The sequence below is a fragment of the Cupriavidus sp. 05N38 genome (assembly GCF_056397345.1).
Genome location: NZ_JBFTNF010000049.1, coordinates 1 through 22229, shown reverse-complemented (window position 1 = coordinate 22229; position 22229 = coordinate 1). Strand labels below are relative to the sequence as shown.

The 22229-nt window shown below is 67.5% G+C and carries 20 protein-coding genes; 11 read left to right on the top strand and 9 right to left on the bottom strand.

The window, feature by feature from the left end:
* Nucleotides 1–105 precede the first annotated feature (105 nt).
* Entirely contained in the window at nucleotides 106–1041 is a 936-nt protein-coding gene (locus AC1DK4_RS28630; RefSeq protein WP_441621129.1) for a LysR substrate-binding domain-containing protein, read from the top strand.
* 169 nt (nucleotides 1042–1210) lie between these two features.
* On the opposite strand, the gene AC1DK4_RS28625 is transcribed toward AC1DK4_RS28630, so the two are convergent.
* On the bottom strand, nucleotides 1211–1966 hold the full coding sequence (locus tag AC1DK4_RS28625) for an SDR family oxidoreductase (protein WP_441621127.1): 756 nt from the start codon (nucleotides 1964–1966) through the stop codon (nucleotides 1211–1213).
* A 214-nt stretch (nucleotides 1967–2180) separates the two neighbouring features.
* Between AC1DK4_RS28625 and AC1DK4_RS28620 the strand changes: the two genes are divergently transcribed.
* Together AC1DK4_RS28620 and AC1DK4_RS28615 are read left to right on the top strand one after the other, a co-directional pair.
* Nucleotides 2181–2771, top strand: a complete 591-nt coding sequence (locus AC1DK4_RS28620) for a TetR/AcrR family transcriptional regulator (RefSeq protein WP_441621125.1) — start codon at nucleotides 2181–2183, stop codon at nucleotides 2769–2771.
* Nucleotides 2772–2854: 83 nt separating this feature from the next.
* Entirely contained in the window at nucleotides 2855–3580 is a 726-nt protein-coding gene (locus tag AC1DK4_RS28615) for a cysteine hydrolase family protein (RefSeq protein ID WP_441621123.1), read from the top strand.
* Between the two features lie 354 nt (nucleotides 3581–3934).
* Here AC1DK4_RS28615 and AC1DK4_RS28610 read toward each other — a convergent pair whose 3' ends face one another.
* Nucleotides 3935–5011, bottom strand: a complete 1077-nt coding sequence (locus AC1DK4_RS28610) for a porin (RefSeq protein WP_441621121.1) — start codon at nucleotides 5009–5011, stop codon at nucleotides 3935–3937.
* Between the two features lie 551 nt (nucleotides 5012–5562).
* On the opposite strand from AC1DK4_RS28610, the gene AC1DK4_RS28605 reads away from it, so the two are divergent.
* The 5 genes from AC1DK4_RS28605 to AC1DK4_RS28585 all read left to right on the top strand — a co-directional run bounded on the left by AC1DK4_RS28605 (nucleotide 5563) and on the right by AC1DK4_RS28585 (nucleotide 12606).
* Nucleotides 5563–6081, top strand: a complete 519-nt coding sequence (locus tag AC1DK4_RS28605) for a hypothetical protein (protein ID WP_441621119.1) — start codon at nucleotides 5563–5565, stop codon at nucleotides 6079–6081.
* 317 nt (nucleotides 6082–6398) lie between these two features.
* Nucleotides 6399–6839: a cobalt-zinc-cadmium resistance protein gene (locus tag AC1DK4_RS28600; protein WP_441621117.1), complete on the top strand. Its 441-nt coding sequence runs from the start codon at nucleotides 6399–6401 to the stop codon at nucleotides 6837–6839.
* A gap of 191 nt (nucleotides 6840–7030) precedes the next feature.
* Nucleotides 7031–8320 (top strand): TolC family protein, encoded by a 1290-nt coding sequence (locus tag AC1DK4_RS28595; protein WP_441621195.1) that lies wholly within the window; start codon nucleotides 7031–7033, stop codon nucleotides 8318–8320.
* Nucleotides 8321–8322: 2 nt separating this feature from the next.
* On the top strand, nucleotides 8323–9483 hold the full coding sequence (locus AC1DK4_RS28590; protein WP_477131921.1) for an efflux RND transporter periplasmic adaptor subunit: 1161 nt from the start codon (nucleotides 8323–8325) through the stop codon (nucleotides 9481–9483).
* 6 nt (nucleotides 9484–9489) lie between these two features.
* A complete protein-coding gene (locus AC1DK4_RS28585; RefSeq protein WP_441621113.1) occupies nucleotides 9490–12606 on the top strand; it encodes an efflux RND transporter permease subunit in 3117 nt (1038 codons plus the stop codon).
* A gap of 282 nt (nucleotides 12607–12888) precedes the next feature.
* On the opposite strand, the gene AC1DK4_RS28580 is transcribed toward AC1DK4_RS28585, so the two are convergent.
* Together AC1DK4_RS28580 and AC1DK4_RS28575 are read right to left on the bottom strand one after the other, a co-directional pair.
* A complete protein-coding gene (locus AC1DK4_RS28580; protein ID WP_441621112.1) occupies nucleotides 12889–13281 on the bottom strand; it encodes a hypothetical protein in 393 nt (130 codons plus the stop codon).
* A gap of 394 nt (nucleotides 13282–13675) precedes the next feature.
* Nucleotides 13676–14719 carry an AraC family transcriptional regulator gene (locus AC1DK4_RS28575; protein WP_441621110.1) on the bottom strand — a complete coding sequence of 348 codons (1044 nt, stop codon included), beginning with the start codon at nucleotides 14717–14719 and terminating at the stop codon, nucleotides 13676–13678.
* A 417-nt stretch (nucleotides 14720–15136) separates the two neighbouring features.
* On the opposite strand from AC1DK4_RS28575, the gene AC1DK4_RS28570 reads away from it, so the two are divergent.
* Nucleotides 15137–16006, top strand: a complete 870-nt coding sequence (locus AC1DK4_RS28570; RefSeq protein ID WP_441621108.1) for a class I SAM-dependent methyltransferase — start codon at nucleotides 15137–15139, stop codon at nucleotides 16004–16006.
* A gap of 25 nt (nucleotides 16007–16031) precedes the next feature.
* Here AC1DK4_RS28570 and AC1DK4_RS28565 read toward each other — a convergent pair whose 3' ends face one another.
* Complete coding sequence (locus AC1DK4_RS28565) at nucleotides 16032–16979, bottom strand: DMT family transporter (RefSeq protein ID WP_441621106.1); 948 nt, start codon at nucleotides 16977–16979, stop codon at nucleotides 16032–16034.
* A gap of 84 nt (nucleotides 16980–17063) precedes the next feature.
* Here AC1DK4_RS28565 and AC1DK4_RS28560 point away from each other — a divergent pair, with 84 nt between their 5' ends.
* Nucleotides 17064–17405 (top strand): helix-turn-helix domain-containing protein, encoded by a 342-nt coding sequence (locus AC1DK4_RS28560; protein ID WP_441621104.1) that lies wholly within the window; start codon nucleotides 17064–17066, stop codon nucleotides 17403–17405.
* A gap of 13 nt (nucleotides 17406–17418) precedes the next feature.
* Here the strand turns inward: AC1DK4_RS28560 and AC1DK4_RS28555 are convergent, their stop codons facing one another.
* The 3 genes from AC1DK4_RS28555 to AC1DK4_RS28545 form a co-directional block, all read right to left on the bottom strand.
* Nucleotides 17419–17841 (bottom strand): hypothetical protein, encoded by a 423-nt coding sequence (locus AC1DK4_RS28555; RefSeq protein ID WP_477131920.1) that lies wholly within the window; start codon nucleotides 17839–17841, stop codon nucleotides 17419–17421.
* A 59-nt stretch (nucleotides 17842–17900) separates the two neighbouring features.
* Complete coding sequence (locus AC1DK4_RS28550; RefSeq protein WP_441621100.1) at nucleotides 17901–19622, bottom strand: dipeptidase; 1722 nt, start codon at nucleotides 19620–19622, stop codon at nucleotides 17901–17903.
* A gap of 103 nt (nucleotides 19623–19725) precedes the next feature.
* Nucleotides 19726–20016 (bottom strand): cupin domain-containing protein, encoded by a 291-nt coding sequence (locus AC1DK4_RS28545; protein ID WP_441621098.1) that lies wholly within the window; start codon nucleotides 20014–20016, stop codon nucleotides 19726–19728.
* 371 nt (nucleotides 20017–20387) lie between these two features.
* Between AC1DK4_RS28545 and AC1DK4_RS28540 the strand changes: the two genes are divergently transcribed.
* A complete protein-coding gene (locus AC1DK4_RS28540; RefSeq protein WP_441621096.1) occupies nucleotides 20388–21476 on the top strand; it encodes an MBL fold metallo-hydrolase in 1089 nt (362 codons plus the stop codon).
* Between the two features lie 36 nt (nucleotides 21477–21512).
* Here the strand turns inward: AC1DK4_RS28540 and AC1DK4_RS28535 are convergent, their stop codons facing one another.
* Entirely contained in the window at nucleotides 21513–22139 is a 627-nt protein-coding gene (locus AC1DK4_RS28535; protein WP_441621095.1) for a trimeric intracellular cation channel family protein, read from the bottom strand.
* Nucleotides 22140–22229 lie beyond the last annotated feature (90 nt).

Here is a 22229-nt window from a genome sequence, read left to right as displayed (position 1 = left end):
TGCGCCGGCGTCGCCGCGCGGACCGCGTTCCTGTGACCTGGATTCTGTGCATCGATGGCTATCAAGTAAAATATGGAAATCAACTAGTACCTATACGATTTCCTGATGCGTATCTCCCTGCGCCTGTTGCGCTACTTCGCCGCGGCCGCCGATACCGGCAGCACGACGGCCGCGGCGCGGCAGCTCAATGTGTCGCAGCCTTCGATCTCGGTCGCCATCCGGGAGCTGGAAACGCTGTTCGAGGCAGCGCTGTTCGCGCGCGATGCGGGATCGAAGATGACGCTGACCCGCTTCGGGGTGCAGAAGCTGGCCGAAGCCAGGGAGATCCTGCGCGCGGCTTCCGCGTTCGAGGCCGGCAAGAGCGGCGACGGCGCCGCGGGCGAGGTGCAGATCGGCGTGTTCAGCACGCTGGCGCCGGTGTACCTGCCCTTGCTGCTGCGCATCGCACGGGAGCGTTATCCGAACCTGACGGTGCGCTTTGTCGAGGGCGACCTGGCGCAGCTCGAAGACTGGCTGCACAGCGGCCATATCGAGTTCGCGCTGACCTACGATGTGGGGCTGCCCATCGAGATCGAGCGTGAATGCCTGGCCGAACTGCGGCCGTACGGGCTGGTGCCGGCCGGATCCAGGCTCGCCCGGGGGCGCGGCGGCGTATCGCTGCACGCGCTGGCGCAGGAGGCGCTGATCCTGATCGACCTGCCGCACAGCCGCGAATTCCTGATGGCGCCGTTCTGGCAATTCGGGCTGCAGCCCGAGGTCCGCTACCGCGCGACGTCGCTGGAGCTGGCGCGCAGCATGGTGGCCAACGGGCTGGGCGTGGCGTTGCTGATCACGCAGGCGCCGGCCGCGGCGCAGACCGTCGGCGTGGTGGAGCGGCCCATCCGCGAGGAAACCGTGCGCCAGCCGCTGGTGATCGCGCGCTCGGCGCGCGCATCGCGCAGCCCGGCTTCGGAGCTGCTGGCCGGCTGCGCGCGCGAGGCGGTGGGCGAGGCGATGGCGGCGCAGGCCGCGCGCCGGGGGCGCACGCGTGCAACGGCATGACGCAGATCGCCACGCGGAGAGCCGCGGGCGGTCTGGTGCGGCTTTCGCGGTCAGGCGCGAAAGGTCTTGAACCTCAGTTCCCGAACGGGATCGTCAGTTCCGTCCCGTTCGTGTCCACCATGAAGATACGCTTCATGGCGCCCCTGCCATTCGCTTGGTGGATGCGGGATCAGGCTCCTGCCTGCGAGCGGCGCAGCCATTCGTCGAGACCGATATGGCCGAGGCGCGCCTCGCCTAGCGGCACGAGCGAAAACTCCTCGACCAGGCCGCCGAAATATCGGGCCTCGGGGTCACGCGCCACCTCACGCGGGTCGCCGACGGCCTTCAGGTAACGAGCGACGATTTCGTTGAACGGCGCGCGTTCCGGACCCGCGATCTCGACGGTGCCGCCCTTCGGCGCCGCGAGCGCCACATCGGCAACGATGGCGGCAACGTCGTCCGCCGCGATGGGCTGGAACAGGCCGGGCGAAATCCTGACGACGTTTCCATCCGCGCCCGAAGCGGCGATGCCGCCGAGGAATTCCAGGAACTGGGTCGAGCGGATGACGGTGTAGGGGATGCCGGAGGCTTCCACCAGTTTCTCCTGGGCGACCTTGGCGCGGAAATAGCCATTGTCGGGCGTCCGTTCGATCCCGACGATGGATAGCGCGACATGGTGCCCGACGCCCGCCGCGGCCTCCGCCGCGGCAAGGTTGCGGCCGGAGGTCTCGAAGAATTCCAGCACCGCCTTGTCTTCAAAAGAGGGCGAATTGGCGAGGTCGATCACGACCTGCATTCCGGCGAGGGCCTCCTTGAGCCCCTCGCCGGTGATGGTGTTGACACCGCTTTTGGGAGATGCGGCGACGACCTCGTGGCCGCCCTGGCGCAGGATGGCGACGGTCTTCGAGCCGATCAGGCCGGTACCGCCGATGACGATGATCTTCATGGTTCACTCTCCCATAACTGGGTTCGAATGGAGGCGAGGAAAAAATCGGATGCTCAAGTGGGTTAGCACGCGCCAACAAGAAAGTCAACGACAGGGACGTCAGGGTGACGGCGACCAGCCACGGCCTGGGTAACCCGGCGCGCGTACGGGGCGTTTGACAATAGTCAACCAGTCGTCTATCTTTCGCCCATCCACCTTTATCACCGAATTCGACATGCCCAGGCCCGCCAACCCCGAGATCCGCAACCGCCTGCTGACCGACGGCGGCCGTGTTGTCCACGAGCTGGGCTTCAACGGGGCCGGGGTGCAGGACATCGTGGCTGCCGCGGATGTCCCCAAGGGGTCCTTCTACAGCTACTTCGACAGCAAGGAAACCTTTGCCGCCGAAGTGCTCGAGGCCTATTGGGAGTCAATCGAACAACGCCATGGCAAAGTGATGTACGACGCTCGCATCAAGCCGCTGGAGCGCATCGAGACGCTGTTCGCATTGCTGGTGGACGATCATGCCGCGCAAGAATTCAGGCTTGGGTGCATGGTAGGTAATCTTTCCCTTGAGCTTTCCAATTCCAGTGTCGAAGTCCGGGGTGCCCTGGAGCGGATCCTGGCGCGCTGGGAAGGTATGGTTGTTGCCTGCCTCGATGAGGCGAAGACGCGCCGGGAGCTTGCTGCGGATCATGATTCCGCGCAGCTCGCGGCCATCATCGTCGAGGCCTGGGAGGGCGCGGTGCTGCGCAGCAAGGTCGAGCGCAATGGCGAGGCCTGCCGACGTTTTCAGCAGGTCACCCTCAAGCGGCTGCTGGGCTGATTTTTTTACCTTTTTAAATAGACGACTGGTCGTGTATTAATTTTGCCGGATTCGAACCGGCTTACCATGAGAGGTACTTTCCCATGTGCAATCACCACACCCGGTATGCGGATCCCGTTGACCCGGCTCTGCCGAAGGCCGGCCTCACCCTCGATCTATCGCGCACTGCGCTCGTGGTCATCGACCCGCAGATCGACTTCATGAGTCCGGAAGGCCGTAGCTGGGGCGTTGTCGGAGAAAGCGTGACGGAGCAAAACCTGGTCCCCAACCTTATCCGTCTGTTCCAGGGCGCGAAGCAGGCCGGCATCACCGTTGCCATTTCTCCCCACTATTACTATCCGCACGATCACACGTGGAAAGTGCAGGGTCCCGCGGAGCGGTTCCAGCATGCCGTCGGCATGTTTGACCGCCCTGGCGCGCTGACGGTGGACGGATTCCGCGACTCGGGTGCGGATTTCATGCCGGAGCTCAAGCCCTACATCGAGGACGGCAAGACGATTATCTGCTCAACGCACAAGCTCTACGGCCCGCAGACAAACGACCTCGTTCTGCAGTTGCGCAAGCAGCGGGTCGACCAGGTGATCCTCGCTGGCATGGCCGCCAATCTCTGCGTCGAATCCCATTTGCGGGATCTGCTGGAGCAGGGCTTCGAAGTTGCGGTGGTGCGCGATGCGGTGGCCGGTCCGAAGGTGCCGGAGGGCGACGGCTATCACGCGGCCCTGGTCAATTTCCGCTATCTCGCGAACGCGCTCTGGGATACCGAAGAAACCGTGCGACGGCTGGCGGGAAGCGTGGACATCGCGGCGTAGTCCCGGCGATGCCCGCGCAAGTCTGCATCCCGAAAGCGCCGGCAACGAGCGACGCAGATCCGCTATTGCGGTGAGTCGCTCCCTCCGTGATGCGCGCCGTTGGCGCAGGGTTCGGCGCCTTCGCATCGGTATCCGCATCATTGCTTTGTGTTGATGCGGATAAAGATGGGGGTGTGGGAATTAAAGATCCGTTTTAGCGGGGGTCGTGTTTTGATTTTTGCCAACAAATCGATATTTGTTGGCAATGTGTGAGCGGAAGATTCAAAGCGGCAAAGCACGAAAAAAAGCCACCGCAAGGCACTGCGATGGCTGAAAGCTCCCGTTTCAGGTGGAGCGTCGATATGCGCGTGCGGCTCAGAAGCGGTGGCGGATGCCGGCGACGACGCCGGTCTGGTTCTTGCCGGGGATCACGCTGGTGGGCGCGCCGGTCGCCGGGTTGAGGCCGTTCAGGCCGAGTCCCGAGCCATTCCTGTTGCGTGCGTAGCCCGCGTTGATGTACACGTCGGTGCGCCTGGAGAAGGCATAGTCGGCGGAGGCGGCAAACATCATGGGGTCTGCGTTGCTGTTCCTGAAGTCCGTGTAATAGGCCGCGCCCGAGAGCGAGAGCGCGGGCGTTGCCTTGTAGCGCAAGCCGACCCAGTAGAGGTTGGAGCGGACGTCGCCACTGACGTCCCCGTTCAGCCAGCGATAGCCGATGTAAGGCGTCACCGGGCCGAATGCATAGCTGGCGCCGGCCGCCACGCGGCGGTCCTTGCGGTTGCGGGCGGCGACGGAGGTGCCCTGGTATTCGTCGTAGACCAGGCCGCCGGCAAATGCTTCGTTTTCGTAGTAAAGACTGGCGCCGAAGCTGCGGTCCACCTTGCTGTCGCCGGGGATCTCGCCGGTGCCGGTCCGGCCGAAGCTATACAGCGCGGCTACCGTGAGGCCGGCGAAGCTGTGGCGGTACTTGATGGCGTTGTCCGCCCGTCCCGCCAGCACGGCGTCGCTGCGGAACAGTGAATAGCGCGGCGCGAAGCCCATCGGGTCGAGCCGGATGGTGGTGTCGTACAAGGGCGTGGTTTGCCGCCCGAGGGTGATTTGCCCGAAGTCGCCGGCAAGGCCGACGAATGCGCCGCGATCGAACAGCCGGTTGCCGCTCTGGGCGCCCTCGTCGAGGTTGAAGCCGCTTTCCAGGTCGAAGACCGCCTTCAGGCCGCGGCCCAGGTCTTCCGTCCCGCGCATGCCCCAGCGCGAAGTGGACATATTGCCGGACGACAGCCGGTACACGTTGCCGCTGCCGCTCGCGGCGGGCGCGTTGGAGAGGTACTCGACGCCCACGTCCGCCACGCCGTAGAGCGTGACGCTCGATTGCGCCGAGGCCGTAGCTGCGGTACCTGCCGTCACGGCAAGAAGGGCGGCCAGTTTGGTTGCGGAATATCTCGTCTTCCTCATTGTTATTCTCCAGCTGGTAATTATTAGAAATAGAAAGAACAAGAGCTGGAGTCTATTCAGGAAGTCATTACGATTGGATTGCGCTGTGATGACAACTATTTCTGTTTTTTAGTCAAATTCCTAAATGGCTTGGATTGGTGGCTGGAGCCCCGTGTTATGAGACTCCGGGCGGAATTGACGCCATTCCCTTTGTTTTACGGATCGCATGGATTGGCGGCGGAATTGTTGGTGGAGAAAATGGTGGAAAATATTGATGAGAATAATCCGAGAAAATCCGAGTAATTCGATCGCCACCATCGGAGCGTGCATGGTTCGCAAGCTGTTGGTACCGGGCGCAGCGCCGGATATGGGGTTGCTGGTGAAGGCGCGTCCGCAGGCGGCAACCGCGATGTCAGGGACCCTTCGCCATCGATGGAATATTTTCCCCGTCCCGCCCGTTTACCGTAGGGGCAGGGTGCGTGCCGGGCGCGTGCCGGCCGCATTCGGGTGGACTATGCTGAATAGGTTTCTGCCCGTGGAAACAGGGTCCGCGCCGACGCTGGAGAATCGCCATGCAATACCGCCTGCCAAGATGGATGGCCGCGTCAGCGGTCGCGATCGCGCTAAGTGCCTGCGCGTTTCTGGACCCCGTCCAGACTGCGCAGAAAATGATCGGCAACCCGCAGACTTCCGTGCGCGAGACCTTTGGCGCGCCCACCGAGACTTATCAGCTCGCCGGCGGCACCAGCCGCTGGATCTATTCGAAACAGCCTCTCGGGCATGAGGTCTATGCGGCGGATTTCGATGCCGGCGGCAATCTCGCCAGTTTCCGCCAGATGCTGACCGAAAAAGAGATCTACGAGGCGCGGCCAGGCGTCTGGACCAAGCGTGACGTGGCCGAGCGCTTCGGCCTGCCACGTGAGCCCGTCCAGTACTACCCCCTCATGAAGCGCGAGGCATGGTCCTACCGGCTCTACGCCAGTGGCTACCTGCCGGCCCATTTCAGCGCTTATTTTGACGACAGCGGCGTGCTGGACCGCACCATGATCATCGTCGACCCGCTTGGCGGCGACCGCAGCCGCAGCAAGTGATCCAGGCCGGCTGACCGCGATTCCGGCATTCGGCACGGGGCGCGATGCCCCGGCTGCCTGGCGCGCCGCGCTGCACGTCCTCCGCGTGCCGACGCGTGCCGGCGTTGCGGGGACAAAGTGGAAACCTGGCCCGCTCGCTTTATTCGGGGAACGTCCCCGGCAACCCGGCCCCTGTCCGCATCCAGAGGGAACGCCGGGCGCCTTTCCCTGTCTATGTTGAGCATCCGCGTTACAATGTTGCCTTGCACCATTGGTGCGCGGCTCGCCCAAGGCGAGCTGCCGCGCCACCCGGACCGCTTTCGTACCGCCCCCAATCCATGCGATCCCTGCTGCTCCTGCTCACCGTCCTGTGCCTGTCTCTGTTGTCCTTCGGGGCAACGGCGAACGTGCGCGCGGTTGGCGCGCAGCCCGAGGCGGTACGGATGGAACTTCAGGATGCAGCGCTTTCCCGGACGCTCGACGAACTGGAAGACAGCGCCGACCTGGGCCGCGTGATCGCGCCGGGCGACGATGGCCTCACAGCCGAGTCGGAGCCTGATGCGGTGGCGCAGGAGGATCCTCCGGGCTACTGCGAGATCTGGTCCGCCGACCTGCTCGATCCGCTCGACCTGCTCGACGAGATCGAGGAATCCAGCGCGCTGTTCGCGCTGCCCAACGTACGCGTTTCGCTGCCACCCAGCGAGATCGCGCATCGGTTCCCCGCGCCCACGGCCCCGCTGCCGGCGGCGTTCTTCAAGCCTCCGATTTCCCTGATCTGACAGCCCTGGCAATCCTGGCGCGCTGCTGGCGCGCCCGGTATGCATTCCCATTGCCTGGGCGCCCGGGCCCGCTCGCGTTCGCGATCGCGGGCTGACCACCGGCGCGTGCTGCCTGCGCGCGGGTGGCGGGCGCGCAGCCGTTTTGCCTGCCCCCCTTTGTCATGCAGATCAAACAGATCACTATGTATTCCATGGTGGCGCTGCTGTCGCTCGGAGCCTTGCCGGCCCTGGCGGCGCAGACGTTCACCTTGCCGCAACTGCTGTCCTTGTCGCAGTCCACCAACAAGGGCGTCGAGGCGGCCCAGGCCGGCGTCGATGCCGCCAGCGCCGCGGTGACCAGCGCGCGCGCCTACCCCAATCCACAGGTGGAAGTGCTGTACGGACGCCTGTCGCCGCGCACGTCCGGCGTCGCCGGCGGCGCCGCGCCGACGGTGTCCGTCACCCAGAAGCTGGACTACCCGCAGCAGCGCAAACTGCGCGCGGACATTGCCGGGCGCAGCCTCGAGGCCACCGAAGCAGGCCGCCAGGCGTTCAAGGCCGAGCTGGCGGCACGGGTCAAGACCGCCTATTTCGAGGTGCTGCGCCGGGAGACCGAGCAGGCCGCGGCACGGGACGACCTGACGCTGATGCGGCAGATCCATGACCGCGCACGCGTGCGCGTGGAGGTGGGCGAGGCCCCGCGCTACGAACTGATCAAGGCCGAGACCGAGCTGCTGAGCACGCAGAAGACGCTGCAGAGCGCCCAGCTGCGCGTCAACCAGGCCAAGGCAACGCTGCGCCAGCAGGTCGGCGGCGCCATGCCGGCGGACTATTCGCTCGCCGGCAGTCTGGGCCAGCAAGCGCCGCTGCCGGCCCTGCCGGTGTTGCGCGACACGCTCAACGGCACCAACGCCGAGCTCGGCCAGCGCCGTATCGAGGCGGACCGCGCCAACCTGGCGGTGGACTACCAGCGGTCGCTGCGCCTGCCCGAGCTGGCGCTGCGCGCCAGCGCCGAGCGGCAGCCCGACAACACCGTCACCCAGGTCGGCCTGACCCTGACCATCCCGCTGTGGGACCGCCGCAAGGGCCCCGTGGGCGAGGCCACGGCGCACGCCATCCAGGCGCGCACCGCGCTGGAGCTGCGCGAGTTCGAGCTGATGCAAGAGCTGGAAACCGCCTACCGCCAGTACGAGATCACGCAGTCGCAGGTCGGCGCGCTGGAAGGCGGCATCGTGCGCCAGGCGGAGTCCGCCCTGGCGGTGGCCGAGTCGGCCTACCGCTTCGGCGAGCGCGGCATCCTCGATTACCTCGATGCCCAGCGCGTGCTGCGCGGCGCGCGCAGCGACCTGATCGCGGCCCAGTACGAACTGCAGACCGCCACCATCCAGATCGAGAAGCTGCTGTCGAGCGTGCCCGGCGAGCCCGCGGCGCCGATGGCTCCCGCGGCTCCCGCGGCTCCTGCGGTTTCTCCTGCTCCCACGGCACCTACGGAAAACAACTAAGCATGCGTCCCCATTTCCTTCTTTCCCTGACGGCAACCGCAGCCCTGCTGTTTTCCCTGGCCGGCTGCTCCGACGATCCCGCACCCGCCGCCGAGGCGCCCAGGCAGCCGCCGGGCGTGGTCAAGCCCGAAGCCAGCCTGCAACAGACCCTGAAGGTGGCGCCGGTTGCCACCAGTGCCTTCAGCGAGGTGCTGCGCGTGGCTGGCCGCATCGATTTCGACGAACAGCGCGTGGCGCGCATCGGCGCCAGCGTGACCGGGCGCGTGACCGACCTCTACGGCATCCTTGGCCAGGAGGTCAAGGCGGGCCAGGTGCTGGCGCGCCTGCACAGCAGCGAGCTGGGTGCGGCGCAGATGGCCTTCCTCAAGGCCGAGGCGCAGACCGAACTGCAGGCCCGCAATGCCGAACGCGCGCGCCAGCTGTTCGYCGCCGACGTGATCGGGCGCGGCGAGCTGCAGCGGCGCGAGAGCGAGCTGGCGATTTCCTCGGCCGAGATGCGCGCCTACCGCGACCAGCTGCGCGTGCTCGGCATGTCGGCCGCGGCCGTGGCGCAACTGGCCAGGAGCGGCAGCATCGACTCCTATTCGCCGGTGTTCTCCAGCATCAGCGGCACGGTGGTGGAGCGCAACGTGGCGCAGGGCCAGGTGGTGCAGCCGGCCGATGCGCTCTATACCGTGGCAGACCTGTCGCGCGTGTGGGTGGTGGCGGAGGTGCCCGAGCAGCAGGCCGCGCTGGTGGCCGAAGGCCAGAGCGTGAACATCGAGGTGCCGTCGCTTGGCAACGGCGCCGGCCAGAAGCAGATCACCGGCAAGCTGATCTACGTGGGCCGCACGGTGAACCCGCAGACGCGCACGGTGCTGGTGCGCACCGAGCTGGAGAACCGCGAAGGGCGCCTCAAGCCCGCCATGCTGGCCAGCATGCTGATCAACAGCGCGCCCAGCGAGCAACTGGTAATCCCCGAATCGGCCATCGTGCGCGATGGCAACGACGAGCAGGTCTACGTGGAACAGGCCGCCGGCCTGTATCGCGTGGCCAAGGTCAAGCTGGGCGCGGAGAGCGACGGCATGCGTGTGGTGCTCAGCGGCGTGAAGGCGGGCGAGCGCATCGTGGTCGACGGCGCCTTCCATCTCGACAACGAGCGCAAGCGCCTGGAACAGGGGTAAGCAGCCATGATGAAATCCCTTGTGGAAGCCGCCATCAAGCAGCGGCTGGTGGTGTGCGTGCTGGCGGTGGTGCTGTTCTTCTTCGGCCTGCGCGCGGCGACCAAATTGTCGGTTGATGCCTTCCCCGACGTGACCAACGTGCAGGTGCAGATCGCCACCGAGGCCACCGGCCGTTCGCCGGAGGAAGTGGAGCGCTTCGTCACCGTGCCGATCGAAATGGCCATGACCGGCCTGCCCGGACTGGAGGAAATGCGCTCGCTCAACAAGGCGGGCCTGTCCCTGATCACGCTGGTCTTCACGGATGCGACGGATGTGTACTTCGCGCGCCAGCTGGTGATGGAACGCCTGATCGAAGTGGCCGGCCGTATGCCCGAAGGGGTGACGCCGGTGCTGGGGCCGGTCTCCACCGGCCTGGGCGAGGTCTACCAGTACACGCTGGACCGCGCCGACGACGGCGCCCGCGCGCTCACCACGGAGGAACTCTCCGAGCGCCGCATCGCCCAGGACTGGGTGGTGCGTCCGCTGCTGCGCTCCATCCCCGGCGTGGCCGAGATCAACTCGCAGGGCGGCTTCGTCAAGCAGTACCAGGTGCTGGTCAACCCGGACCGCATGCGGCATCAACAGATCACGCTGCAGCAGGTCTACCAGTCTCTCGCACGCAACAACGCCAACTCCGGCGGCGGCGTGCTGCCGCACTATGCCGAGCAATACCTGATCCGCGGCGTGGGGCTGGCCCGCGGCGTGGACGATATCGGCAGCATCGTGCTCAAGGAGGTGGCGGGCACGCCGGTCTACGTGCGCGACGTGGCCGACGTGACCATCGGCCACGAAGTGCGGCAGGGCGCGCTGGTCAAGAACGGCGAGACCGAATCCGTGGGCGGCATCGTGATGATGATGCGCGGCGGCAACGCCAAGGAAGTGGTGAGCCGCGTCAAGGCGCGCGTGGCCGAGATCAACGAGCGCGGCATGCTGCCCGGCAAGCTGCAGATCGTGCCGTACTACGACCGCAGCGAACTGGTGGACTCCGCGCTGTGGACCGTGACCAAGGTGCTGCTCGAAGGCGTGGTGCTGGTGGTGATCGTGCTGTTCCTGTTCCTGGGGGATGTGCGCTCGTCGGTGATCGTGCTGGCCACGCTGGTGCTCACGCCGCTGCTGACCTTCATCGTGATGAACCAGGTGGGTCTGTCGGCCAACCTGATGTCGCTCGGGGGGCTGGCCATCGCCATCGGCCTGATGGTGGACGGCTCGGTGGTGGTGGTGGAGAACGCCTTCGAGCGGCTCGGCCACAAGGAGTCCGGCCTGACCAAGACCGAGATCCTGGTCAAGGCGGTGCAGGAAGTGGCCACGCCGGTGATCGTGGGCGTGGGCATCATCATCCTGGTGTTCCTGCCGCTGATGACGCTCACCGGCATGGAAGGCAAGATGTTCGCGCCGCTGGCGTTCACCATCTCGATTGCGCTGGCGATCTCGCTGTTCCTGTCGTTGACGCTGTCGCCGGTGCTGTCGTCCTACCTGCTCAAGGGCGGCGCCGAGCATGACACGCGCCTGATCGCGTTCATGAAGCGCCACTACCTGCGCATGCTGCACTGGACGCTGGCCAATAGCCGCAAGACGGTGATCGGCGCGGTGCTGGCATTCGTGGCGACCATCGGCATCGTGCCGCTGCTGGGCACCTCCTTCATCCCGGAGATGAAGGAAGGCTCGATCGTGCCGGCGCTGGACCGCGTGCCGAACATCTCGCTGGAAGAGTCGATCAAGCTGGAAATGGCGGCCAACAAGCTGGTGCTGTCGGTGCCGGGCGTGAAGTCGGTGGTGTCCGGCGTGGGCCGCGGCGAAAGCCCGGCCGACCCGCAGGGCCAGAACGAATCCACGCCCATCGCCAGCCTGAAGGATCGCGACGAGTGGCCCGACGGCTGGACCCAGGACGATATCGCCAACGGCATCCGCGAGAAGCTCAAGGCCATTCCCGGCGTGCAGATCGTGATGGCGCAGCCGATCTCCGACCGCGTCGACGAAATGGTCAGCGGCGTGCGCTCGGACGTGGCGGTGAAGGTGTTCGGCGATGACCTCGACAAGCTGCGCGACCTGGCAGGCGAGATCGCGCGCGTGGCCGGCGGCATCCCGGGCTCGCAGGACGTCCGCATCGAGCGCATTTCGGGGCAGCAGTACCTGTCGATCGAGATCGACCGTCAGGCGATTGCGCGCTATGGCCTGAACGTATCCGACATTCACGACATCATCGAGATCGCCATCGGCGGCAAGCGCGCCACGGACATCTTCGAAGGCGAGCGTCGCTTTGCCGCGGCGGTGCGCCTGCCCGAGGACTTCCGCGACAACGTGCAGGCCATCCGACAGTTGCTGGTGGCCACGCCCAACGGCGTGCAGGTGCCGCTGCAGAGCGTGGCGAAGATCGAAGTCACCGACGGCCCCGCGCAGATCAGCCGCGAGATGGCCAAGCGCCGCGTGGTGGTGATGATCAACGTGAAGGACCGTGACCTGGGCGGCTTTGTCGCCGAGTTGCAGCAGGCGGCGGACAGCAAGGTCAAGCTGCCGGAAGGCTACTATCTCGAGTGGGGCGGCCAGTTCCAGAACATGGAACGCGCCATGGGCCACCTGAAGATCATCGTGCCGGTCACCATCGCCGCGATCTTCTTCCTGCTGTTCCTGTTGTTCAACTCACTGCGCTTCGCCACGCTGATCATCACCGTGCTGCCGTTCGCCTCCATCGGCGGCATCATCGGCCTGTTCGTCACCGGCGAGTACCTGTCGGTGCCGGCCTCGGTGGGCTTTATCGCGCTATGGGGCATGGCGGTGCTCAACGGCGTGGTGCTGGTGTCGTACATCCGCACGCTGCGCGATTCTGGCCTGTCGCTGACCGAGGCGGTGGTGCAGGGCGCGACCCAGCGCTTCCGCCCGGTCATGATGACGGCCACCATCGCCATGCTCGGGCTGGTGCCGTTCCTGTTCTCCACGGGGCCGGGGTCGGAAGTGCAGCGCCCGCTGGCGGTGGTGGTGATCGGCGGGCTGATCACCTCGACCTTGCTGACGCTGGTGATGGTGCCTACGCTGTACCGGTGGTTCGACAACCGCAAGCCCGACCCTGGCAAGGACGTCCCGGTCTGAGGCTTGGCAGATCGAAGCAGTTGAGAAACGCCCCGTGCATCGCCTTGCACGGGGCGTTTTTTTTGGCATCTGCCTAATCTTGTCGGGGTCGTGTGACGCCTTTGGTCCTGCTTATCGAACCTGCCGTACCCTGGCAGAAGAGTTGCGCCTTCTGGCTGCACAATGCCGCCGACCATCGTATCCGGCAACGACCCCTTCCGACCTGATGACCGCCGACGCTTTCGCTCAGATGTTCGGGGCGATCGAAGGTATCCCCTCGTGCCAGGAACAACGGCTAACGATTCAGGCGGCCATCAGGGTGCCGTCCGCGGCATGCTCGCCCTCGGTATAGCCATCGCGGTTGCTGATGCGGGCACCGTCGGTGTACGGGTCACGAGCGCGGGAGACCGAGATGCTGGCCACCACCTGCGGCGCGTCATCGCTGCGCGCGCCGTCGTAGAAGGCGTTGCGTTCCCCGTTGCGCGCGCCGTCGGTGAAGGGGTCGCGCGCGTCGTTGCGGGCGCCGTCGATAAACGGGTCGCGCTCTGCGGTGCGTGCGGCGGATACCCGCACGCCATAGCCGTGGTCCGTGGAAAGACCGGCGGCGGACGCCGCCTGCACACCGCCGGCGGCGGCGGCAAGGGCGACGATAGAGACGAGGCGCTTTGCGAAGGTGGCGAAGTTGATGGCGTTCATGATGAATCTCCAGGGCTGTTGGCAGGGCTGCTGTTCCGAGGTCGGGCGCGGCCGGCGATGCAACGGTGGCAGGTTCATCTGGTCTGCTGCTGGTGCTGCTGCCGCCGCCGCGCTACAGGAAGCATTTAAGGCGACCGATGTATCCGGCCCGTAGCGACTTGGGGGCGCGACGGTGAGCGTGCGTATCGCGCTGGACTGGAGATACACAGGCATACAAAGCCGGCGATCGCGGGCGCGTGGAGTGGGCTGTGGGATACACGGCGAGCAAGGTCACGCCGCCGCATGGGAAGCAAGCGCAACGTGCGTGCCCGCCCCGTACCTCTGCGGGCGACGGGGCATGGGCAACTGGCTGGCGACGGGCCTGGGCGAAAGCCTGGGTGCTTCCTGCGGCTGCCTATGGCCGGTTCCCGGCGCCGGCGGGCAGCGCCGCCGCCTGGCGCTTGATGACGGCGCCATCCGGCAGGCCACCGCCCCGGCTGCGCTTCCAGCTGGCCGGCGGCATGCCGAACTCCCGCTTGAACGCGCGGTTGAACGCCGCTTCCGAATCGTAGCCAACCTGCTCGGCCACCGCGGCCAGCGGCCTGCCGCCGCCGAGCAGTTCCTTGGCGGCGATCTGCAGGCGCCAGTGCGCGAGGTATTGCATGGGCGGCTGGTCGAGCAGGTCGGTGAAGCGCTGCGCCAGCGCCGAGCGCGACAGGCCAACCTTACGCGCGAGTTCGTCCACGGTCCAGGGATAGCCGGGCTGCGCATGCAACAGCGCGAGCGCGCGGCCGACGAAGCGGTCGCGCACGCCGGACAGCCAGCCTTTGCGGTCGGCGGGCAGGGTGTCGATGCAGCGGCGCACCGCTTCCACGAACAGCAGCTCGGACAGGCGCGCCAGCACGATGCTGCTGCCCGCGCGCCACTGCGCGGCTTCGGCGACGGCGAACTGCACCGAGGACTCGAGCCACGCGCTGCGCGGGTCGTTGCGCATGTCGATCTTGAAGATGCGCGGCAACGCCGCCAGCACGGGATTGCTCAGCGCGTCGTCGCAGGCAAGGAAGCCGCACACCACGCGGGTGCGGGCGCCGCCGCCGCCGTGGCTGAGCTTCAGGACTTCGCCGGGCACGGTTTCGAGCTGGCCGGACAGCAATGACGCGGACGCCACGGGCGGCAGGTCCAGCGCGCTGCCCATGGTGTGGGCCTCGCCCTGCGGCACCACCAGCAACTCGCCGGCCTGCACGTGCATCGCGGAGCAGGGGTCGTCGACCAGCCGCGCCCAGCAGTTGCCTTCGGTGACCAGGTGGTACGACACCACGCGTTCGCACTGGGGCAGGAACTCTGCGCAGATGGAGGCATCGGTCTGGCCGATCACGCTCCACGGCGCGGTGAACTCTGCGTTGAGAAAGACGGCGCCTCCGAGGCGTACCACACGGAGGACGTCGGATACCGCATCCATAGGCTGCGTTCCCGTCAGTGGCCGGGAGCCGGCAAGTTCCGGCGTCCCGCGCAAGAAAGCTGGACGCTCGATCATTCATCCGGTCCGGCATCGTGAAGATACTACACCCCGCGCCCCGGCAAATGACACCATCGCGGCGGCGCGCGGCGCAAACCTTTCCAGGAGGTGCAGCATGCGTAACGGTAACGCGTACCAGGGCCGCTGTTTTTGCGCAGCGGGGCAGTTGAGCCGGCTGCCCACGGCGGACGGCCTGCCCAAGCTGCGCGAGCCGATCGAGTTGCGCGAGTAGCGCGAGTCGCTCGAATCAGCGCGAGCCGCGTATCCGAATTGCAAGATCAGCCCCGGCGCCGGGCAAACGGCGTCATCACCAGCCGCCGGGCTGACTTTGCCCGCGGAAAACTCTGCAGGAGACCAGGTATGTCAGCCGTTCTTCCCATCACGCCCTCGTCCTCATCGTCCTCACCCGCGGTCGTGTCCGCGCCGCCGGTCGACCTCGCCGCCGTCAAGGGCCGCCAGCAGCTTGCCTGGTCCGCCGGCAACTACGCCGTCGTCGGCACCACGCTGCAGATCGTCGGCGAGAACCTGTGCGAGGCGCTGGACCTGCGCGCCGGCGCATCCGTGCTCGACGTGGCCGCCGGCAACGGCAATGCCACGCTGGCGGCCGCGCGCCGCTGGTGCGAGGTGACTTCCACCGACTACGTGGTATCGCTGCTCGACGCGGCGCGTGCGCGCGCGCAGGCCGAAGGCCACCAGGTCCGCTTCCAGGAGGCCGATGCGGAGAACCTGCCCTTCGCCGCGGCGAGCTTCGACGCGGTGCTTTCCACCTTCGGCGTGATGTTCACGCCGGATCAGGAGCGCGCCGCCGCCGAGCTGGCGCGCGTGTGCAAGCCCGGCGGCAAGATCGGCCTGGCCAACTGGACGCCCGGCAGCTTTATCGGGCAGGTGTTCAAGACCATCGGCAAGTACATTGCGCCCGCGGCGGGTGTGAAGTCGCCGGCGCTGTGGGGGACCGAGGCGCGGCTGCAGGAACTGTTCGGCGCGAGCGCGCGCGCGATCCGCGTGACGCAGCGCGAGTTCGTCTTCCGCTATCGCTCGCCCGCGCACTGGATCGAGGTGTTCCGCACCTACTACGGTCCGATGCACAAGGCATTCGGCGCGCTGGATGCAGCACAGCAGGCGGCATTCGCCGAAGACCTGCGCGTGCTGATGCGCGATCGCAACCGCTCGGGCGATCACACGCTGGTACTGCCATCCGAGTACCTGGAAGTGGTGATCGAGCGGGCCTGAGCCTGGCGCCGGGCCGCGGGCGGCTTCAGGCCCGGCCGCGCTGCCGCGCGCGCGTGGCCAGCGCCTGCGCGAGCAGCTCGTAGCCGCTCACCAGCACGATTCCCGCCAGCACGAGCAGCGCGCCCGCCAGGAAGTCCGGCTCGAGCGTCTCGCCGAGCAGCCATGCGCCGAAGCCCACGCCGAACAGCGGCGTCATGAAGGAGAACACGCCCAGCCTGGAGGCGAGATACTTGCGCAGCAGCCAGAACCAGGTCAGGAAGCTGGCGAAGGACACCACCAGCGCCTGGAAGGCCAGGCTGCCCCAGGCCAGCGCAGTCGGATTGAAGCTGGCCTGGCCGAGGACGGCGGCTGCCGGCAGCAACAGCAGGAAGGCGCCGGCCAGCTGGTAGAGCAGGGTCTGCGTGGCCGGCGCGCGGGCCAGGCTGGAGCAGCGGATCATCACCGTGGTGGCGCCCCAGGCCAGTCCGGCCAGCAGGCCGAGCAGGTCGCCGAGCAGCATGTTCGCCGCATCGCCGCTCGCATCACCGCCCGCGTTGCCGCCCATGAAGGCGAGGGCGATGCCGGCAAAGGCCAGCGCGATGCCGGCCCACTGCGGCACGCGCAGGCGCTCGGCCGGCAGCTTCCAGTGCAGGCCGAGCGCGGCGAAGATGGGCGCCGTGTAGAGAAAGACCACCATGTGCGAGGCAGTGGTCAGGCGCAGCCCTTCGCCGACCAGCAGGTATTCCAGCGCGAACAGGCCGCCGACCACGGCGCCCGGGCCCCAGGTGCCGTCGCGCGGGAACAGGCGTTCGCCGCGCCGCGCCATCAGCAGCGCCACCAGCACCGCGGCAATGCCGGAGCGCAGGGCGATCTGGAGCAGGGGCGAGATATCACGCGCCACTGCCTTCAGTGCCACTTGCTGCAGGCCCCATACCAGGCACAGCACCAGCATCAGGCCAATGGCCTGTGCGTCGACCGGTTTTCGTGAGTCCAAGATGCGCGCGTCCGTGTTCTGGTGAGGTGAGGCTGGATTATGGGCCTGGCGGTTTTTCTTGATATAGTGAAAACCAGTCAATCCATGCCGCCATCCGGCCATGTTCGCTGCCTGCGCGCGCTGGAGGCCGACCCCGGCGACAACCGCGCGCTGCCCGAACTGGCGCACGCGGCCAATACCACGGAGCGCACGCTGGCGCGGCGCTGCCGGCGCGACCTGGGCATGTCGTTCGCCGAGTGGCGCCAGCGCATGCGCGTGCTCAAGGCAATGTCGTTGCTGGAGGCGGGCCGCACGGTCGAGGCCATCGCGCTGGACCTGGGCTACGGCAGCGCGTCGGCCTTTATCTCGATGTTCCGCCGGATGATGGGCGTGACGCCCGACGAATTCCGCCGCGGCGCAGCCGCCAGGGCGCGCGGGGCGCAGTGAGGCCGCACGGCCCTCAGGCGCCTTCGCAGATGATGGCGGTGATCAGCGGTGCGGCATGCTCGGCGCGCGCCTTGCTGCCCGCCGCGCTCAATGCCTTGGCGATGGCGTCCGTATTGCCCACCACCGCCACGCCGTAGAGCGGCTTGTCCAGCGGCGTGCCCTTGCCGGCCTTGAACAGCGAATCGCGCGGCTGGTAGCCGAATACCGCGAACACGCTGCGGCCAAGCACCGTCATGCCGGCGTCGCTGGTCGGCCAGAAGGCATTGACCGAATTGTCCTCCACGCGCATGGGGCTGGCGTCGATCAGGCGCTGCTGCTGCAGCGTGGCGACGAACTTGTGGGGGGTGTCGCCGCACGCCAGCATGGTGTCGAGCGGGGCGGCGCTGCCGAGTGCTGGCACGGCTGCCAGCAGCGCGGCGAGTRGCGGATATCTCATGATGGGCGCTACTTTAACCTGCCTCGCCGCGCGCCGCCGGGCCATGCTCACGACCCTGCTCACTGCATGGCCTTCAGGTCGCCGATGCGCACCAGCATCTCGGTGAACATCTGCATGTCCAGGTCGAGGTCGGTCACCTCCTTGTACTCCTTGGCGTTGTGGGCGGTGTATTTCTTGCCCGGCATGGCGGGGCCGAAGTTGATCGCGTTGGGCATCAGCTTGGCCGTGGTGCTGCCGGCCGTGGGCACGGGGCGCGCTTCCAGCCCGGTGGTGTCGCCGAAGATGTTGAGCAGCGTGGACAGCCACGCGCCCTTGGGGTCGCGCGCCATCCAGTTGCCCTGGTCATGGCTGATGCTCAGCGTGGTGTGGCTGGCGGCGGCCCAGGCGTTGATCTTCGCGGCCACGGCCGCGCTCAGCGCCTCGGGCGTGCTGCCGCGCGGCATGCGTACGTTGGCGGTGACTTCGAGCTGCCCGTCCTTTTCGCGCGCCAGGTTGGGCGAGATGGTCAGCGGGCCCATGAAATCGTCCTTGTAGGCCACGCCCATCTTCTCGCCGAGGTAGTCCAGGCCATACAGGTCTTCCAGGTACCAGGCGGCGCGGGCGTAGTGGTTGTCGGCCAGCGGCACGCCGGATTCGCGCAGGAACAGCGCCAGGCGCGGCAGCGGGTTGACGCCTTCCTCGGGGCGCGAGCCATGCGCGGAGCTGCCGGTGACCTTGACTTCGAGGCTGTCGCCGGACTGGCTGATGTCGATGCTGAACCTGCCTTGCGCCGCGTACTTTGCGATAAAGGGGGCGCGCGCCGCTTCGAGGCGGGTCCGCGCGGCGGTCAGGTCGCCGCCCTTGAGCTGCGCGCTGGCGGTCTGCGGCACGGCATTGGCGGCCGCCGCGCCGCTCATGGCGACGATGGCGGTGGTCTTGCCGTCGGCGGGCTGCACGGGAAAGAACACCTTCAGCGCGCCCGAACCCTTCTCCGCCACCACGGCGGGGTATTTGCTGTCGAGCACGATATTGTAGGCGGGCAGCGTGGTGCGCTGCTGGTAGTACTTCATGCCGTCGCCGCCGGTTTCCTCGGTGGTCTCGATCATCAGGCGGATGGTGCGGTCGAGCTTCAGGCCGCTGTCCTTCACGGTCTTCATGGCGTACAGCACGGTGGCGATCGAGCCCTTGTCGTCGATGGTGCCGCGGCCATAGAGGTAGTCGCCCACGCGCGTGACCTTGAACGGATCGAGCCTGGTGCCGTCGTCGAGCACCCATTCGCTTGCCACCGCCGGCACCACGTCGGCATGCGTCAGCAGCCCGAACGTCTCCTTGCCGCGGCCCGGCAGCGTCACCTCGAACACGCGGTTGTCCACGTTGCGGAACTGCAGGCCGAAGTCCTTCGCCATGTCTTCGACCAGCTTGCCGAAGGCGATGATGTCGGGGTTCTCGTGCTGGGGGATCTTGTCGTCGCGCACGGTACGCAGTGCCACCATGCGTTCGATGGCGCCGAGCACGGCATCGTGGTTGTGCAGGCGGTTGTACACGCCGAGCAGGCGGCCGATATTGGTCAGGTCGTCGCCGCGCAGCGGCTGGTGCTTGCGATAGGCCGCCACGCTGCGCGCCAGCATCGGGTCGGCCTTGACCGCCTGGTCGAGGAAGGCGTCGAGGCTGGCCTGCGCCTTGCCGGTCTGCGCCGCGACCAGGGCATCGAGCGCGGGCTTCTTCAGCGTGTCGGCGAAGGCGTGCGGGGCCGCCGCCAGCGATAGCAGGAGAAGGGGCGCGAGGACGGAGGAGCGTTTCATGGGCAGGGCCTGTCTGGGGCGTGGCGGAAAACGCGCGATATTCGCACGAGCCGGCGCGCCGGCGCAAATGCGGTTTTCCCTGCAGTGATGTTCCTCCGCGCCCTCAGCCCGCCTGGTGCCCGGGTGCAGGCTTCCTGCCGATCAGGAAACGCACGCCATCCGGGCCGTAGCGCTCGGCGTGCGCCTCGTTGGCCTGCAGTTGGAAGGTGTCTCCTGCCCGGTAGGCCCGTTCCTCGCCCCCGATGGCCAGGTAGAGCACGCCCTCCAGGATCAGTGCCCTGGCTTCGAACGGATGCGTGTGGACCGGCATGGAGCCGTTGGGCTCGCGCGTGACCGTCGTGACCTCCTGGAAGCCGTCGCGGGCGAGGGCGCTGGTGAATGCATCGTGTTCCATGATGTCTCCGGCCTGGCGGACCGGCGCTGCGATCGGGGCAAGGCAATGGGGAATGGGGCTGGTGCCCTTGAATATAGGCGCTATCGATCCCGGCGCAAACGCGCGCCTTTGCTGCATTTGCCCGGCGCCCGGGACCGGCGCGCCGGCCGGCATGGCGCGCTTGCTGTCATGGGCATGCCGCGCGGTGCGGCAGATGCATCACCTGCCGCCGCGGCGCCATGGTCCTCGATCCAGGCGGCTACCGCACACAACGCCAGCCTCGCGGGCCGCATCGGGGTAATGCGAACCGCCAGACCTCGGTAGAATCGGTCAACCCACCCGCGCGGCAGTGCGCCGCAGGCACGCCCGCGGCACTAAAGGAACGAGACAAGATGAGCAACGAGAATTCCTCCCCTTCCGCATCCGCCGCCGCCCCGGCGGACGGCAAGCCGGTCCTTGAATATCCCTGTGGCGACGCCCCGGCGCCCGGCAGCGTGAAGGAGATCGTGCCCGGCCTGCTGTGGATCCGCATGCCGATGCCGTTCGCGCTGAGCCATATCAACCTGTGGGCGGCGCGCGACGGCAGCGGCTGGGCGGCGTTCGACGCCGGGCTGCAGACCAGCGAGACCGCCGCCGGCTGGCGCGATCTGTTCGCGAAGGACGGCGCGCTGGCCGAAGGGCTGACCCGGCTGTTCGTCACCCATATGCACCCCGACCATATCGGCATGGCCGGCTGGCTCACCCGCAAGTTCGCCTGCCGGCTGTGGATGACGCGCCTGGAATACCTGAACTGCCGCGTGCTGGCGGCGGACACCGGGCGCGAGGCGCCGGAGGACGGCGTGCGCTTCTACCGCCGCGCCGGCTGGGACGACAACGCCATCGAGGGCTACCGTGCGCGCTTCGGCGGCTTCGGCAAGTTCGTCCATGCGCTGCCGGACAGCTACCGCCGCCTGCGCGATGGCGAGACGCTGCAGATCGGCGAGCACGCGTGGCGGGTGGTGGTGGGCAACGGCCATTCGCCCGAGCATGCCTGCTTCTACAGCGAGGCCTTGAAGGTCCTGATCAGCGGTGACCAGATCCTGCCGCGCATCTCGTCCAACGTCTCGGTCTTTCCCACCGAGCCGGATGCCGACCCGATGGGCGACTGGCTGGCCTCGCTCGCCAAGCTGCGGCGCGAGGTGCCGGACGATGTGCTGGTGCTGCCGGCCCACAACGAGCCGTTCCGCGGCCTGCACGCCCGCATCGACCATCTGGAGCGCAGCCAGCACGCGGCGCTGGACCGGCTGCGYCAGGCGCTGGGAGAGCCCAAGCGGGCGGTGGACGTATTCGGCCAGCTATTCTCGCGGCCGATCGGCGCGGAGCCGGGGCTGCTGGGCATGGCGACCGGGGAGAGCATCGCGCACCTGAACTACCTGCTGCACCGGGGCGAGGCGGTCATGCAGGCGGGCGAGGACGGCGTCGCGTGGTATCGCGCGGCGTGAGCCGCGACTGAGCGCCCCGGGCCGCCCCGGGCTGCGCTACCAGGCCGCCACCGTGGGCAGGTGCCAGTCGTTCCACACCGCCAGCAGGCGCAGCGTGAAGCAGGCCCCGCCGCCGGCCACGGCGGCCGCCACGGGCGGCAGCCGCAGCGCGCGCGCGCCGATCGCCACCGCCGCGCCAAGCCAGGCCGCGGTGGCGTAGATGTCCGCGTGCAGCACGGTGGGTACCTGTGCCAGCAGCATGTCGCGCACCACGCCGCCGCCCACGCCGGTGACCGCGCCAATCAGTGTCGCGGCGAAGGGGCGCACGCCATAGAGCCGGGCCTTCTCGGCGCCCGCCACGGCAAACAGCGACAGGCCTGCCGCGTCGAGCAGGACAGGCAGCAGGCCGGCAAAATCCTGCGCGGCCGAGTGGAAGACGAAGGCCGCGGCGCCGGTCAGCATGGCGAGCGCGGGATAGCGCCAGTCCCGGATCGCGTTGGGCGGGGCCGCGCCGATCAGCAGGTCGCGGAGGATGCCGCCGCCCACTGCCGTCACCAGCGAGACCACCACCACGCCGAGCAGGTCCAGCCCGTGCCGCATGCCGCTGATGGCGCCTTCCAGCGCAAACACGGTGGTGCCGGCAAGATCGGCTGCCAGCACGACGACTTCGGCTTTTGTTCTCATTGTGTGCGGATGACGTGGGTAGCGTAGGCAGCATACTGGCCGCCGCGCCGGCGCGCCAGCGTATGAGCGCGGCGGCGCGGCGGGCGGCGG